Consider the following 16,031-nt stretch of genomic DNA (forward strand, 5'->3'; position numbering starts at 1 on the left):
GCAGTCAGTCGCCACGCTCATTGGGGAAGAGTCCCCAATGTGGCGGCAGCTCACCCAGGATCCGTCGGTCATCCCCGTCAAGACGATCCTGGGTACAGACCTGGTCCTGAGGATCCTCCTCGATGCCGTCAACGTCGAACCGTTCCGTGCCTGGGCGAACCACCCGGCGATGCCGACGTCGGCGTGAAGCTGCAGGATTACCGGGCTGATTTCCCCGGTCTAGCTGATCATCCGCCATCAACGCGCCTGATGGTAGATATCGGCAAGGCGAGCGACGATCCTATCGGCTTCCTTGTCAGGGTTGACAAAGGCCGAAACGCTCCAGACCGTCATGACCGACCAGCCAAGATATTGCAGGTCCTCGGTGGTGAACCGGTGACGCTCCCTGGTGGACTGGGTGTGCATGAACTCGGCATCGTCGGTCAGCACGGCCAAGGCATAGGGCTTGTTCTTGAGCCCCACCACCAATGGAATTCGAGGTGCCTGGTCATAACCGTAATCCAGGGCAACATCCAACCCTCGGGTCCGCAGCCGCTGGGCCAAATCCCGGAAGAGCACATTGGTGGACTGCTCGGCCTGCTCGGGCCGGACCGGCTCCGCGTCAGGATGCTCAGCCCAGGTCAACAGATCCTTGAGCAGACGCGGCCCAGGCTGGTGAAGACGGTCATCCTCCAGATCCTCAGCAGAGAAAGCTGCGACAATGTCCAGATTCCGATCAGGCAAGACCAGAGCATCCAGCAGCATGCCCTTGCCCCTTTCGCCTTCCAGATCGCCAAACTGCTGCAGGAGACGGCCATGGGTGGTCTTGGCAAAACCCAGAGTGAGGATCACGTCCGTAGCCCGGGCACCGCAGACCTCGTCAATGCCGACAATGCGTACGTGCCTCAGGAACTTGGCGAAAACCCTGTCCTTGGCGGCTGCCGACTTGAGTTCAGCGCCCAGCCGGGAGCGATGGGTAGCTGACAGGGTGACCACAGTCAGCAGGTAACTGTTCGGTACCAGGGAAAAAGATCCGGCCTTGCGCTTGAGCATGTCGACGACAGCAGCGACCTCCTGCTGGCTGGACTCGACCAGACCGGTGGCCATGACCGGGACGCCAACACCCTCCACCCTGGTCAGGGTCACCCTGCCAGGCTCCCGGCAATCGGGCACAGGCGCCGACAAATCCCCATAACCGTGATCCTTCAGGAAGGCGTCCAGACGAATCGAGCGGCGCGAGGGCCGGGCTTTGACAGTGACCGGAACCAGATGGTCGATCAGCTGCAAGAGGCCATCCGAGGTTACGGTCGGCCGGTGGGCGATGACTGCCACCTGCCGGGCCCGAGCCAGCACAGTCAGGACCTGAATGGAAGGCATATGGGCCCCGGCGTCGATGATGACCGTATCGGCCAGCTGTGTCGGATTGGTTCTGGTCGCCAGCGTAGCAGGAGTCGCGATGATGATGGGCTTGGCCGCCGACAGTATGCTGGGATGGGCCTGTTGGAAGACCGGAAGGGAGGCACCAGGGTTGCCTGCCAGCATGGTGTGCAGCTGATTGGCCTCCTGTGTGCGCGAGAAGAGCAGCTCGGACAGACGCTTTTCGCTCTCCTGGGCAACCATGGGCCCTATGCTGGCCACGTGCTGTGCATCCACCTGGCTAAAGCGGTCGGCTGCGTTGGATAAGGCGGAACCGTCCTGGTTGGAGATGATCTGCGAGGAACGCATGATGTCGTCAAAGACCGTGGTCCACCACGCCAGCTGCAGTTCGGCCCGTACCGCCTTACCTTCAACCTGTCGGTTGCGCAGATCCTGGACCAGGCCATCCAGACCCGCCTTGTTGAATTCACCCTCCAAAGCGCAGCGTTCAGGCAAAGTATCCAGGGCTGTATGGTCGTCAAAGAGGGCCTTGAGCCGCTCCTCCACCTTGTTGAAGTCCATGGTCTCCAGATCACCGCCAGCCGGAGTTGAGTCCAGGACGGTGTCCAGAGCCGTCATGTCACGAATCAGAGATTCCTGAGTGTCGATGATGACGTCCAGCTTGGGCGGCAGGACCGGCCAGCCGCCGTGGGGGACGAAGGTCCGCCACTGCTCGGCCTGCTTGGAGACCACCACCAGTGACTCGTGCAGATCCTCGACCTGCGCACCAGGCCTGAGCAGGCTCTTAGCCTCCTTGACAAGACGTCGACGCTCCCAGAACCCCAGATTGGTGCCATCAGCCTTGCGATCGGCCTTGGACTTGGTGGCCTCGATCATGGCGGGAATGTCGCGCTCGAAGATGGAGGGCTGGAAGACATCCAGAACACGGCGCAGGTTCTTGAGGACCACCACCTGCCGTCCCCAATCCTTGACGGTGGCCGGCACGGGGAATCCACAGGTCTCTACCGTAGATTTGACCTGCTCACGGGTGTCCGGCAGAAGCCGCTGCAGAAGACGAACCACACGGGAGTAAGCATCCACGGCCTCGTTATCGTTGATCAATGTGGCACCGAACCAGGGAGTGTCTTGGGGGCCGATGACGAATTCGCCCAGCTCGGCAGCCCTCTCCAGCTTGTCCGCCCAGGCATCCAACTCGGGCTGCAGGTTGTGGGCCGTGGCCGCACCCAAACGGACACGGGTGGCAGGATGCGTAGGCATGTTGGCAATGTTGGCCAGATTCTGAATCGTCTGGTAGGCCGAAACTCCCCAGCCCGAATCCACTCCATGAAGATCGCCCAGGTAACGGGTCAGCCGGGAACGGACACCTACAAGCTCGTCAGCCACCTGATCAAAATGCTCGCTGGCCTTGCCGGGTTTGAAGCCTACCGCATCGATCAAACGCTGATCCAGGACCCGACCCAGTTGGTCGTCGGTCAGGTCAAGGGCCATGCCAGCCATCCCGGCAGCTTCCAGACGGTGTTGGAAGCGCCGCTTCTCCTCCACCACACAGGGCACATAGAGCACTGTCCTGCCTGCGGTGACGCAACGCGAGGCAATGGCCAAAGCATCGTCAGCGCTGTGGCGGCCGGTCTGTTCATCCACAAGCACGCTATGTCCGGTCGCCACCAGCTGGGCTGCATAACGGACCCGGTTGGCCACATCTCCGGACTCGAATTCGCTGTGAGGATCCGCATCGAAGGGACTGTAGTCGGGCACGGATCCGCCCTTGAGCCGCTCGGAGGCCGCCTGGTCGCCTGCCAAAGCATCCAGCAGATCGTTACCGGTGGACCCGACAGTCATCCGGTCCAGAATCCGGAGGCTTTCACCAAGCAGCTGGGCCGATGGCTCGATGAAACACCCCAGGACAATTTTCCGTTCGATGGTGAAGTCGCTGATATGCGGCGTGATCAGGGCCGTCATGTCCTTGAACAGCGATGAAGTTTCCGGCGTGCCGCCCTGATAATGGGAGGCGGAAAACAGGCGGTCGGGATCCAGGGTGATGCCTCGCTCGCGCATGGCTGAGATCAAGGCAGGATTAAGATCCACCTTGCCTGTGAATCTGATGGAGGCTCTGGAGGTTCCCTGTGTGCTCTCATCAATACGCACAGGGTAGAGCAGAACAGGCATGTCGCGCCCCTGCCAGGCAGCCACTCCTACCACCATGGAGAGCTGGGCAAAGCCGCTGGCACGCTCCTTGGCGGCCTGATCGTCCAGAACACGCTCCATGCGCCGGTGGGCCGCGCGCAGCATGCCCCGGTCTCGGAAGAGCGCATCCAGATGGACCTGGCCGCTGGCGAAAAGCTGTGCAATGCCTGAAGGATGCGCATGTGACAGGTCCATCTGCGCGGCCAGCTGCGATACACTCTCCAGAGGAGTCAATCCCACCTGGTTCTGGTATTCCTGGCGCCATCCTCGAATTCGATCCAGAGGAGTCAGCGGAGCTTTGACCTCTTCCGCCGCACGGTCAGGGGAGGATTCGGCCGCTGATGCCTGTGCATCCTCGGTACGTTTGCCCTGTTCTGATCCCCCGGTGCTCATTACCATCTCGCTCATCCGTCTACTCACTTCCGCACGGCGTTCAGATATTCGTGATACCCCTCATTGTTTTGCAGGGCCGCATCGATGTCCCGGTCGCCCTGGGCCTCCAACCAGGCGTAAAGATCATCGTAAAGGGCCGGGTTCATGGCCAGGAAAGGCAGCAGCTGCCGATGCTTGGCCATGGCGAACTGCAGGGCGAAGTCCCCGGTTCGCTTGGCATCATCAGAACTCATCCCGTCCACCTCTATGGCTTCCTGGCCACGGTCATAGTCGCCCTTGGAAACCCGTTCGAAGACGGATCCGGGCTCAAAGGCCGGCTGGTATTGATGGTCATCATCCGGCTTTTCCGCTGGATCAGGAAGCCGGGACTGATCCGGTTCCTCCTTGGACAGGCGGGCCAGCTCCACAGCTCCCAGCGGGGTGAACCCCTGGGCTGAGCCTGATTCGCCCCCCCGGCCTTGTCTGGACTGGCCGTCTGCATGGCCTTTGTAGTCGGAAGAGACGCTTTCATCTTGTTGACCACGATCATCACTAGCATTCTGGTCATAGCGTTCCTGGTCATGAGCGGATTCAGCGGAACGCGAGCGACGAGCATCAGCGAAAAGGTCACGGTCGACCGGCTGCCTGTCCTCCTCCTGGGTGCCGACCAGCGGCAGACCCTGCTCGGATTCGTCCTCCTGCCACGGCAGGGGTCGGCGGTCTTCGTCACGAGAGTCCTGAGCCTGGAAGTCCCCTTCACGCCGGCCACCCTCGCGGCCTTCGAATTCTTTGTCATCCGGCTGGTCAGCATAGGCTCTGCGAGGGTCAGCTACCTGACCATCTGCCGAGCCAGTACCTGCCGATCCCTTGTCAGTCTGGCCACGCTCTGCTGAATCAGGATCGTCATAATACCGCGCTTGCGAGTCACGCGTATTCGCAGACGCTGATCTTCCGGAGAAAGGCGGCGACGCGCTATCCTCCGAGTCGCGAGCAACTGAGGCAGACCTGGGACGATCTTGTGAAATTCCGTCCGCCTCTTGGGAAGAATCGGCTGTCCTGGCGGCACCCAGGGCCATATCATGAAGGGCGGTGACCCGGTTGCGGACCCCGTCGGCCTTGAAGATGCCGGTGGGCTCGCCGGCGCGCATGTCCAGAATGTCGTCAACGGACATGTCAGCTGCATCAGGCTCCACCGTGCCGCGGGGCTGTGTGGAGTATGAGAAGAGGTCAGGTACCCGGAGCGAAGGATCGGTCTGGTCTTCTTCGGGATTGCTGATGCGCACGAAATCGACAGGAACATCACCGAACTGGAAACGAGCCGAGGTGCTGGACAGGGGGTAAGCGGCATCCACAGGCAGCCTGACCAGTGATCCGTCAGACTGGATCAGATAGGACCCGTTGGTGGAACCCATGTCGCGCAGGGTGGCCAAACCGTCCTGATCGACGGTGAAAATGGCATGTCGTTTTGACATGGATTTAGTCTGATCGGTCACCTCCAGACGACGCCGGCCGTCATCGGGCAGCGGACGCAGAGGCTTGCGGCCGATCTCGACGGTCTCGCCAGGCTTGAGCCGGGTCTCTTCCGTCCCATTGAACTTGATTATCCACACCTGCCCCGGTCGCCGATCGTCACTCACGTTTTCGACCTCCCAAATCTGCAGCCGCCTTCACTCGGTACTATCGCCTATTCTGTCATGAAACCCAGAGATAGGATTGATTGCGTGCCGAATTAACTGATAAAGGACACATGAAGGACTGGCAGACATGCCGGAGCAGTGAGCCTTCCCTGCAGGCAAGGCTTGGGCATCGAAGTGAACCACATAAAATGGCGGCCGCCCTGGCTCCGGATAAAACCATCAGAGTCAATCAGCGGCCGCCATCATCGAATCAGTCCTGGTCGTCCTCTCCCTCATCGTGGTCATCAGCTGGGTGCGGAGTCATATGGACAACGAATTGGTCATCCTCCGGCACCCTACTGCGGTTTACGTGGTCGGAGTCTGACACATGACAGGAGACCGTCCCGAAAGCCGGTACACTCACCGGTCGCCAGCTGGCGCCCCAGCCATTGACGGTCAGGGCTGCCCGGATAGGCTCTCCGGTCGGGTTGTAGAGGATTACGCTGAGCTCGCCGTCGTCGCGAACGAAGGCGACCGAGCCCAGACCGCCTGTCCTGCCGTCGCGGGTATAGCTGGTGGAGGCCACCCTGCGAGCGCCGACCGGCACATCCTGCCCGAAATTACGGAGCATGAAGTATTCCAGATTGCGCTTGACACCGCCAGTTTGGGAATCGATGGTGATGACCCCGCGCCGGCCCATAGTCCGCGCCCAACTGGGCAGACCCTGCTCATCCAGAGCCAGATTCCACAGGTCAATCATGCCCACGCCCTGGCGGACCAGTCCGATGCCGATCTCTCCGAACATGACATGGCTGGCCTCGTCCACATGCTCGTCCAGCATGCAGCGCCGCTCACTCATGACCGAGCGCCATCCGGGGAACTGCCTGGTGGCATTCACGACCCACTTGGGCAGGCCGGAATATGTATGCATAGCCGTACCGGCAAAGCTCTGGGCTTCGACAGGGGTCATATAGTCGCTGACCGGACGGCTGAAGAACCTCAGGCCGTCATCACCGAAGAAGATCTCCACCTCAGGGAAGCTGCGATCCAGTGCCGGACGCAGGTAGTCCACACCCCAGCGCACCAGCTCCTCAGGGGTCCAAATCGTCATAGGCCAGGGTGGATTGTTTGAGGGCTCGTTCTGCATGGTCACTGCTGCAATGGGAATCCCGAGCTTCTGGTAAGCCTCGATAAAGCGGACAAAATAGCGGGCATAGGCCGCATCGACCGTGTCCTGTCGACGATAGCCGTTGCCGCAGTATTGCCCCAGCCGCAGACGACCAGCCCCGTCCAGCCGACCGCTGTCCTTCATCCAGGCGGGTGCGCTCCAGGGAGAGGCCAGAATCCGCACGCCCGGGTTGATGGCCATGATCTCCTGAAGGACGGGGACCACGTACTTCATGTCCCTGGTGGCTTCGGGCGAGCCCGGCTTCCCCTGCCCAATGGAGAAGTAGGACATACCCGCATCCGACAGTACTCCCTCGGGCAGGTCATCATAGGAGTAGTAGCGCTGGCTGGAGAAGTCGCAGGACCCCATGGAGATCCTCAAGGTGGACAGGCCCGCCTGAGCCGGATCAAAAAGCTCAGTCAGAATCCGATGCCGTTGGTCGGCATCCATGGCCGTCATGAATAGGTAGGCGCTGGAATCCGTCAGAGCAGCGCCAGCCCCCTCCCAGTACTGATAGCGTCTGGTTGGATCAATGACTATGGGGACGGCTGCACCGGGCCCATTCGTCGTCTCCGGGGTCGCTATGGGTTCTCGCCGCTGGGACAGATCCCCTGCCGTCGCGGTCCAGATCTCCTTCATAATCGCATTTCTCCTTCCGCCGGGCTCTTTCCCGGTTTGCAGATCCGAGCCTCAGTCCTGTCCTGGAGCCTTGTCGTCCACAGTATGCGCAGGCAGCTGTAGAGCGAAGTCCTCATCCTCGGGCACGGCCGAATCATTGATTCGCTCACTCGTCGTCGCATGCATGGTCACGGTCCCCCAGGCGGGCACGGTCACGCTCTGCCAGCGGTCCCCCCAGCCGTTGACGGTGACTGCCGCCTTGATAGGCTTGCCTGTGGGGTTGTAGATGTGGGCGGCGATGGATCCGTCCGGTGCCAGGAAGGCCACGGAGCCCAACGAACCACTCCAGCCGTCCGGGGTGTAGTTGCTGGAGTCGATCACCACTGAGCCCGGCTCCACGTCCTGGCCGAAGCTGCGGAGCATGAAATACTCCAGGTTCCTGCGAACCTTGCCGCTGCCATGGTCGATGGTGACCACCCCGCGTCTGCCGTCGGCACCGATCTGATTGGGCAGCCCACGCTCGTCCAGGGCCATGTTCCACAAGGTGATGAAGGAGGAACCATGCCGAACCAGCCAGTTGCCGATAACGCCAGACATGATGTGTGCGGCATCCTCCGGGGTCTGGTTCAGCATGCAGCGACGCTCGGTCATGCCATAGAGCCACTGCGGATAGACCCGGTTGGCATAATCCAGATGCGGGTAGTCGTTGTCATAGGTATGCAAGGTAAGACCGTCGATGGACCGGGCCTGTTCTGCGGTGACATCCTTGTCGACCGGTCTGGTCAGGCAGTGTCCCGAGTCATCGTTGATGAAAATGCGCACCTGGGTGTGCCGACGATCCAACGCAGGCCTCAAGAAGCGGTGGGCAAAGTCGGCCTGCTGGGCCAGCGTCCAGAGCATGGCCGGCCATGGAGCTGCATTGGAGGGCTCGTTCTGTACAGTGACCGCCCAGATGGGGATGCCTATGGCCTCCATCTCGTCGATGTAGCGGGCGAAGTAACGAGCATAGGCCCCTTCGACAGAGTCCTCCAGCGGATCATAGCCGTTGCCTGTCCACTCATTGAAACGAAGATGGCCACCCATGCACAGGTGGCCGGTATTCTTCATCCAGGCTGGTGCAGTCCAAGGGGATGCGATGATCTTCACGGCAGGATTGATGGACAGTATCTCTTGCACGACGGGGATGATGTACTTGTAGTCCTTGGTGGCGTCCGGGGCACCGGGCTCACCCTCACCCAGAGAGAACCTGACCAGATCCCTGTCCTGCTCGCCGAAGGGGATGTCGTCATAGGTGTAGTAGGGCTGGGAGGACGGCTCGCAGGAGCCCAGCGGAATGCGGATGACCGAAAAACCGCCCTTGTCAGGGTTGAACATGTCGTCCAGAAGGGCATGTCTTTGCAGCGCGGATTGGCTGCCCCAGATCAGCGATGCAGCGGCATCAGTGATGGCGGCTCCGGCCCCGATCCAGGGCTGATGGCGCTGGCAGGGATCGATGACGATGGGCTTGGCATCCTTGGGCTTCTCCCCCATTGGAGGGGCTTGCAGAGGCCGGCGGCGATCGGTCAGGTCACCAGAGGTCACGGTCCAGAACTGGTTGGTGAAGGTGATAGTCATGATTGCTCTCTCGTTGTCATATCTGGGCATCGGCGTCGTGGTCGATAGGACAGGGCTCAGCTTAGCAGCGAATCCAATCATGAACAAACTGTTTCGATCAACTTCGATCATTGCGATCCAGGGTCATAGCTATGCTCCTGATCAGCTAAAACTGCGCTTCGACTGCAAAGCGCAGTGCCCATACTTGCCGGGTGCAGGTTGGCTCAGAGCAGCGCATCCACCCCGGGCGCACGGCCGACAGGATGTATAAGAAAAAGCCCCGCATCGTCATTGACGGTTTGGGGCTTTTCAAGATACAAGAGCTCAGAAGAGCCGATGACTACTTGAGCTCGACGGTTGCGCCGGCCTCTTCCAGCTGGGCCTTGGCCTTGTCGGCGTCTTCCTTCTTGGCGCCTTCCAGGACAGCCTTGGGGGCACCGTCAACCAGAGCCTTGGCGTCGGCCAGGCCCAGGTTGGTGATGGCCTTGACAGCCTTGATGACCTGGATCTTCTTGTCGCCGATGGCGGAGAGGACGACGTCGAACTCGGTCTTCTCCTCCTCAGCAGGAGCAGCGGCACCGGGGGCGGCAGCGGCCACGGCCACAGGGGCAGAGGCCTCGACGTCGAACTCGTCCTCGAACTTCTTGACGAAGTCGGACAGCTCGACCAGAGTCATTTCCTTGAACGCGTCGATGAGCTCGTCAGCGGAGAGCTTGGCCATAATGGCTTCCTTTCATTTGTGGCGACCGGCATTGACTGGTAGGCCGATCACCGAACATCTTTTTTTGCGTTTACCGTATGAATCCGGGCCAATGGCCGTGAACTCAGGCGGCCTTTTCCTGCTTCTCGCGCAGGGCGTCGAACGTGCGCACGGCCTTGGTAGGCACAGCGACGAACAGGTTGGCGGCCTTGGACATGGTGCCCTTGAGCGCGCCGGCCATCCGGGAGAGCAGAACATCGCGGGATTCCAGATCCGCGATTTTCTCCATGGCATCCGCGTCAGCAACAGCTCCATCAATGAAGCCGCCCTTGACGATCAGTGCCGGGTTGTCCTTGGCGAAATCACGCAGCGTCTTGGCGGCATTGACGTAATCACCCTTGACGAAGGTGATGGCGCAGGGGCCGGCAAGCATCTCATCGAGACCCTCGATTCCAGCCTCTTTGGCCGCAATCCGGGCTAGCGTGTTCTTCGCCACGTTGTAGGAAGTATCGCGGCCTAGCTTGTTTCGCAGATCGGCGACCTGCGGAACACTGAGCCCGCGGTACTCGGTGAGGATGATGGCATCGGCGTCACGGAACTTGTCCGTCAGCCTGGCGACAGCCTCTTCCTTTTCGGGCCTTTTCATGGCGTTCCTTCCTAGACAGACCTCTGGAGGGAGCCGGACGACTGAGCATGGCGGGCAAAAAGAAAGCCCTGCCGACAGGCAGAGCGGAAAACAGGTCGCAAGGACCGATTTGAAACTCAACCTGTGCTGGCTCGATCAACCGAACTTAGGAGACCCAAGGGTCCCGACCAACGGTCTTTGGTATGCAACGGCTAACAATACACAGATCAGAAAAGACTGTCAAGCCTGCGCGTGCGGCAGCACCAGATGGTGATGGCCGCAGGGCAGCGCATCCGCAAGCAACGATCCCGCTCTGCAACGAATGCCGGCCACCCGATTGTCGGCATCCAAGGCCTTCAGCATGATTGGCGACCCGTCCAGCAAGGCCTCGACCTGACCCCCTGGCCTGACACCACATATAGGCGGGAGGATCAAATGACCCCGACAGCCCTGCGGCACCACCAGGTCCAGATCGATATCCGGCAGGAGGACAAACCCTGGCCTGCTATCCACTTTTCCTGTAATCCTATAGGAGATATGGATGTCCCCAGTGGGCACGGGCATGGTCAGCTCGGCCCTGCCCAGACCTCCAGGTTGGAGCGCGGCAACGAATTCTCGGTACCCGGGTTTCAAAGGCCGCAGCCCCATCAGCCCGCTGGAAATCAGCCAGACAGGCGAGGCCCCCCAGGGGTGCGAATAGGTGGTGTTGGATTTGATCGATGGGTCCCAAGCCTCCATGGTGCCTCCAGCACCCTGGTCCAGCATATGCTTCCAGGTGCGGATACCGTCACCTGCCGAAAGCAGAGCCAAGGCATCAGCCCCTAGACCCGATCGATAAAGTCCATCCAAAAGCACGGCGGCCACATAGGCGCTGCAGGCCATCCCTCTACGACGCAGATAGGCACCGACCGCCTCCAGACGAGCGGGATCAGAGGGAGGCGCAAAAGCCAGAACAAAGGCCGAAGCATGCATTGCGCAGTGATCGATGGCCGGGCCCTCGGGACCGTCTAGCAGACCATCTCGGTAGGCGCCGACCGCTGGATCGTAGAGCCGCTCATCCAGGGCCTCCTGCATTTTTCGGGACACCTCTGCCAGACGGGCAGCTCTGCTGCGACGGCCCAAGGCCCGTGACAGACGAGCCATGGCTTGATAGGCGGCACTGGCCAGTGCGTTGATGACCGTGTTGACACGACCGAAGACATATCCATCGCGTTCAACGGGCGGCCAGTCGACCAGGTCGCCATCCATCTGGCTAGAAGTGCCGGGGTCCTTGACGATCAATCCGCTGTCTTGGTCCAGATATTTGTCTGGCAGCAGTCCCATCAGCCGTTCGTACTGGGCTGCCGCCTGGGTCAGATCTCCGGTGTGCATCCAGGTATCGTGCACAGCCAAAATGCTGTAGAGGGGCCACTCGGTGGGCCAGGTTCTGTTGGCGATCAGATAGTCCACACTGTAACGGCCCAGGGCGGGCGCATCATCCAGCACCATATGAGCCCGCTGCTGGATCCAGGCATCAGCCTCATAGGGAGCCCGCTCCCTGGTCCAGGAATCGACGTAGATGTCAGCGTTGAGTCCCCTGATGGTGTTCCGCCCCAGCTGCCAGACCTCATCCAACAGAGGCCTGTCGCAATGAAAACTGGCGTGGTCGTCATATACGGGAGCCTCAAGGCACTCTGCCCACAGGCCCCCGTCAGACAGGCTCGCCAGCAACCCTTCAGGGTCAGATTCCGCAGGCCAGATTAGCTCCAGATATCGAAAGACCCGGATCCCCCAAGTCTGTGCCCGGTTGCTGCCAGGTTGCAGCCGCCAGCGATCCTGATAGACGTTGGAGGTGGCCAGACGGTAACGAACGCCTCCCTGGCCGTCCAAAACCTCCCCGTAGCGGACGGTCAGATCCAAATGTTGCGACAGATCCACCCGAAGCCCGATGCCGCCCAACCGCACGGAGCCGAAGTCCAGCAGAAGATGGCCAGGAGCAGCCGCCAAAACCCTATGAGCTTTCACCCGAGTCAGTCTGGTGCCATCTGCAGGAGCGGCAAGGCACTTGGAGAATGAGGGCCGAATCCGAACCTTCCGCCAGGCAGAGTCGTCAAAGCCCGGCCGAGAAAAACCCCAAGGATATCGGGACAGGTCGATGTCCTCAGCCGGAGCCTGATAGTAGGTTGTGCCGATGGACGCGCTGTCAGGAAAGGCCTTGGCACCGCTAATAGCCTTCCATTCGGCGTCCGTGCCGTAGTGCTCCACACTGCCGTCAGGCCGGCCCACATCCAACTGGGCCTGAAAGCGTCGGCCTTCCATGGCATAGGCCACAACGCCCAGAACATTCTCCTCTCCCGGACGCAAGAGGCCGGTGACATCGTAGCCCCTGTAACGATCCTCTCCATCCAAGGGAAATACCGGTCCACAACCCAGAAAACGCCCGTTGAGCCATAGTCGGTGGACAAACTGACGCGCAGGTACGGTGCTGTCAGCGGTCGCGTACAGACTAGCCCAGAGAATCGGCCCCGGGGGCAGCCGGACCACGCCACGCATCAGGGCCCAACCTTTGGCATTGCCCTGAGGACCTGAGGAGTTCTTTTCGTCCTCTTCGGACCAAATGGCTCGAGCGTGCCAGACCAGGCCAGGCCCTGTGCCAAAGGTGATGGGTTCAGATCCCATCAGCCGACGGCCCTGTGCATCCAGCAGAAGAACGGTCAGCCAATACCGTCGCGAAGGATCCATATCAGGTCCAGGCAGACGGCTTCCATTAAGCTCGTCCGCAGGTTGGATGCCAGTGTCTGCAAGTACCCGCCCCTTAGGCTGTTCAAAGACTCGCACCCTGGCCAAACGGACCCTATCCGCCCAGGACGGCAAAGGATCCAGCCTCCACCTGACCGTGGGCCTGGTCCCCGGCTCGATATCCACAGGACGGTCCCGGTCCTCGATCAGCACCTGCAAAGGCTCACAGCCCATTCCAGCGAATCCTCCTTGAGCCTGCTCTTAAATACAACTGTTCTCCATGAACCGCTATTGCCGGTAGTCCTGCAGCGCAGTGAAGGAGGAGCCCTTGGCTCCAGCGTCAGGCAGTCCATACATGGCCTGGACACCCGGGTCCCCGCTCTCACGGGCCATCTGTTGGAAGAAGGGGTCGGCCTGCCACCGAACAGCCGCCCAGACCAGATACCAGATTAGACCTGTGGCCAGAAGAGCCACCAGGATGGGCGAGCGCATCAGCCCCCAGGCATACCCAGCCAGGACGGCCAGCGATAGAACCAGCATGTACCAGCGACGCACCGACAGGAGGATGCCGTTGATCAACACCTTGCGGATGCGCGCCCGGGGATATTCCACCAGTAGCACCAGAGAGACCAAGGCGGTCTGAACCAGGAGCAGCAGGCATACCAGGATGGGGAGGAACAGAATCTGGCCCCATGAGAGCTGCGATGCAATCTGCAGATCATAGATCAGCGCGAAGGCGATGAGCCCCAGAGGCAGCCAAATCGCCCATGACCTCAGGGCCAGAACCTTGTAGGCCCGCCAGTATGCACGGAAGAATCCATAGACCGTACCCGAATCCACATAGGGTTTCGCTATCCAATCCGGCAGAGACTGCCCATGCTCTGTCATGGAATCCACGGCCTGCCGCCTGGCCCGGGCAGAGGCCGATGACAGGCCTGGATGATCGCGATAGATGGCAAAGAGGGCAGCCAGACCAGGCGCGGACAGTACGACTGACAGCAGATAAGTCGGGAAGTACTGCAGATCTCTCAGAAAGATCAGTACAGCAGCCATAGGCAGCATCCCCAGCAGAGAGCAGCATCCAGCACCCAGCACCACCGCAATGGAGTTGGTGATCCCCAAGAGGGCCCGCATGGCGTAGCCCTTTGCAGGACGCCCCTGGTCGCCATCGCTTCCAGCCAAGGCTCAACCTTTCATGCCGGATGTCGCAATGCCGGCGATGAACTGCTTCTGACCGATGAGGAAGACGATCAGAATGGGCAGGACCGAAAGAACTGAGCCGGTCATGATCATGGCATAGTCGGCATTGTATTGAGAGATGAATAGCTTGAGGCCCAGCTGGATGGTGTATAGCTTCTGCGAACGCAGGTAGATTAACGGCCCCATGTAGTCATTCCAAGTATTTGTGAAGGTGATAATGGCCAAGGCCGCCAAAGATGGCCCAGACAGAGGCAGTATGATGCGCCAGTAGATGCCGAACTCGCTCAAACCGTCCAGCCTGGCTGCCTCGGACAGATCCTCGGGAATGGTGTCGTAGAACTGCTTCATCATAAAAACGCCAAAGGCGCCAAAAGCCTGCAGAAGGATGATGGACCAACGCGTGTCAGACAGCCCCACTGCAGAAATCATCTTGAACTGGGGAATCATATAAGCCTGCCATGGCACGGCCATAGTAGCGATATAAATCAAGAAGAGGGTAGTTCTTCCTCGAAAAGGAATTTTAGAGAAGCCATAAGCAGCGAAAGAACCGGTGAAAACCTGAAGAAAAGTCACCACGATAGCGAAGAAAACGGTGTTGACCAGCCAGGTCATCATGTCGGACTTGGTCCAGATGTCCAGGTAATTGCCCCACTGCCAGACAGAGGGGAACCACTTGATGGGGATGGCGTAGACCTCGTTGTTCGGCTTGAGCGAGGAAAGGACCATCCAGACGAAGGGCAGCAGCACGAAAGCGCTGACCGCCAGCATTGCGGCGTATCCGATAACGGAGCCGATCACTTTTGTCGGAGAAGCCTTGTGGACGTTCCAGGGTATGTCCTCTCCGGAATTGCGCTGGTCAATAGTAGTTGAGATGGGACTTGTCATGCGTCAGTCCTCCTTGGAGTTGTTGTACCAGAACTGTGCCAGGGTGACCACCATGCAGATGGCCAGGAGAACCAGGGACACAGTTGATGCATACCCGAAGTCTCCGCGTTCGAAGGCCACCCGGTAAATGTACTGGGCCAGGACCAGGGTGCTCGTGCCAGGCCCACCGTTGGTCATGACCAGGGTCAGATCCAGGATCTTGAAAGAACCAATGGTTAGGGTGACCATCACGAAGAAGAGGGTGGGGCGCATCATTGGCACGGTCACATGCCAGAACCTTTGCCAGCCGTTGGCTCCATCCAGTTCCGCCGCCTCGAACATCTCCGAGGGGATGGTCTGCAGGCCGGCCAGAAGCAGGATCATGTAATAGCCGACCTCTCTCCAGGTGCCGACGATGATGACCGCTGGCATGGCCCAGGCCGTGGAGCCCAGCCACCCCGGAGGATTGGAGACAAACAGTTTGAGCAACATGTTGATGGGTCCGGATTTGGGGTCGAAAAGCATGCCCCAGACTTGAGCGGCAGCAACTATGGAAGTTATATAAGGGAAGAAAGCCACTGTGCGGAAGAAGGCTCGACCGCGCAGTTTGGAATTGAGCAGCACAGCCAGCCCGAAGGCCAGGATCAACGTCAGCGGAATGTGCACCAGGGAGTAGTAGATGGTGTTCCAGACCGATTGCATGAAAATCCGGTCACGGGTCAGCCGCGACCAGTTCTTCAATCCGTTGAAAATAGGGCTACCAAAGGCCGACCAGCGGGTGAAGGCTATGTAGAAGAGGGTTAGCGTCGGGAACAGGGTCAGCGCTATGAACCCGATAAAATTGGGCGAGACGAAAAGCAAGCCATTGCGCAAATTCCGATGGGAGATGGCTTTAGCGTCGACACTGTTGCGTCCGCCGGATCTCTTGTTTCGCCCACCGCCAGAACCCCCTATTGTCGGTGGGAGGGTTGCCTCCGCTGTGCCATTCACAATCGGTTCCTGTATTTCTGACATACT

11 protein-coding genes are annotated in these 16,031 nt (G+C 60.0%); all 11 read right to left on the reverse strand.

Annotated features, from left to right (window positions below):
• Positions 1 to 4: 4 nt before the first annotated feature.
• Positions 5 to 238, reverse strand: coding sequence for a hypothetical protein (locus ACVWNW_RS03105; protein WP_454482964.1), 234 nt, complete (start codon positions 236 to 238; stop codon positions 5 to 7).
• Positions 238 to 3,948 carry a helicase gene (locus ACVWNW_RS03110; RefSeq protein ID WP_454482966.1) on the reverse strand — a complete coding sequence of 1,237 codons (3,711 nt, stop codon included), beginning with the start codon at positions 3,946 to 3,948 and terminating at the stop codon, positions 238 to 240. The genes ACVWNW_RS03105 and ACVWNW_RS03110 overlap by 1 nt, the downstream gene beginning before the upstream one ends.
• 8 nt (positions 3,949 to 3,956) lie before the next feature.
• On the reverse strand, positions 3,957 to 5,549 hold the full coding sequence (locus tag ACVWNW_RS03115) for a variant leucine-rich repeat-containing protein (RefSeq protein ID WP_454482968.1): 1,593 nt from the start codon (positions 5,547 to 5,549) through the stop codon (positions 3,957 to 3,959).
• A 250-nt stretch (positions 5,550 to 5,799) separates the two neighbouring features.
• Complete coding sequence (locus tag ACVWNW_RS03120; RefSeq protein ID WP_454482970.1) at positions 5,800 to 7,335, reverse strand: glycoside hydrolase family 30 protein; 1,536 nt, start codon at positions 7,333 to 7,335, stop codon at positions 5,800 to 5,802.
• A gap of 51 nt (positions 7,336 to 7,386) precedes the next feature.
• Positions 7,387 to 8,928: a glycoside hydrolase family 30 protein gene (locus tag ACVWNW_RS03125; RefSeq protein ID WP_454482972.1), complete on the reverse strand. Its 1,542-nt coding sequence runs from the start codon at positions 8,926 to 8,928 to the stop codon at positions 7,387 to 7,389.
• A 319-nt stretch (positions 8,929 to 9,247) separates the two neighbouring features.
• Positions 9,248 to 9,628 carry a 50S ribosomal protein L7/L12 gene (gene rplL, locus ACVWNW_RS03130; protein ID WP_045924837.1) on the reverse strand — a complete coding sequence of 127 codons (381 nt, stop codon included), beginning with the start codon at positions 9,626 to 9,628 and terminating at the stop codon, positions 9,248 to 9,250.
• 103 nt (positions 9,629 to 9,731) lie between these two features.
• On the reverse strand, positions 9,732 to 10,253 hold the full coding sequence (gene rplJ / locus ACVWNW_RS03135; RefSeq protein ID WP_015022404.1) for a 50S ribosomal protein L10: 522 nt from the start codon (positions 10,251 to 10,253) through the stop codon (positions 9,732 to 9,734).
• Between the two features lie 219 nt (positions 10,254 to 10,472).
• A complete protein-coding gene (locus ACVWNW_RS03140) occupies positions 10,473 to 13,184 on the reverse strand; it encodes an alpha-L-rhamnosidase-related protein (RefSeq protein WP_454482975.1) in 2,712 nt (903 codons plus the stop codon).
• Between the two features lie 54 nt (positions 13,185 to 13,238).
• Positions 13,239 to 14,132 carry a YesL family protein gene (locus tag ACVWNW_RS03145; RefSeq protein WP_454482977.1) on the reverse strand — a complete coding sequence of 298 codons (894 nt, stop codon included), beginning with the start codon at positions 14,130 to 14,132 and terminating at the stop codon, positions 13,239 to 13,241.
• A gap of 3 nt (positions 14,133 to 14,135) precedes the next feature.
• Positions 14,136 to 15,035, reverse strand: coding sequence for a carbohydrate ABC transporter permease (locus ACVWNW_RS03150; RefSeq protein ID WP_454482979.1), 900 nt, complete (start codon positions 15,033 to 15,035; stop codon positions 14,136 to 14,138).
• Between the two features lie 3 nt (positions 15,036 to 15,038).
• On the reverse strand, positions 15,039 to 16,028 hold the full coding sequence (locus ACVWNW_RS03155) for a carbohydrate ABC transporter permease (protein WP_454482981.1): 990 nt from the start codon (positions 16,026 to 16,028) through the stop codon (positions 15,039 to 15,041).
• Positions 16,029 to 16,031 lie beyond the last annotated feature (3 nt).

This window comes from Bifidobacterium sp. JNUCC 75 (assembly GCF_054819865.1).

Bases quoted from the DNA above. Each gene is read 5' to 3' on its own strand.
- ACVWNW_RS03120 (WP_454482970.1), bottom strand. From the start codon at position 7,335: ATGAAGGAGATCTGGACCGCGACGGCAGGGGATCTGTCCCAGCGGCGA.
- ACVWNW_RS03105 (WP_454482964.1), bottom strand. From the start codon at position 238: ATGGCGGATGATCAGCTAGACCGGGGAAATCAGCCCGGTAATCCTGCA.
- rplJ (WP_015022404.1), bottom strand. From the start codon at position 10,253: ATGAAAAGGCCCGAAAAGGAAGAGGCTGTCGCCAGGCTGACGGACAAG.
- ACVWNW_RS03140 (WP_454482975.1), bottom strand. From the start codon at position 13,184: ATGGGCTGTGAGCCTTTGCAGGTGCTGATCGAGGACCGGGACCGTCCT.
- ACVWNW_RS03155 (WP_454482981.1), bottom strand. From the start codon at position 16,028: ATGTCAGAAATACAGGAACCGATTGTGAATGGCACAGCGGAGGCAACC.
- ACVWNW_RS03125 (WP_454482972.1), bottom strand. From the start codon at position 8,928: ATGACTATCACCTTCACCAACCAGTTCTGGACCGTGACCTCTGGTGAC.
- rplL (WP_045924837.1), bottom strand. From the start codon at position 9,628: ATGGCCAAGCTCTCCGCTGACGAGCTCATCGACGCGTTCAAGGAAATG.
- ACVWNW_RS03150 (WP_454482979.1), bottom strand. From the start codon at position 15,035: ATGACAAGTCCCATCTCAACTACTATTGACCAGCGCAATTCCGGAGAG.
- ACVWNW_RS03110 (WP_454482966.1), bottom strand. From the start codon at position 3,948: ATGAGCGAGATGGTAATGAGCACCGGGGGATCAGAACAGGGCAAACGT.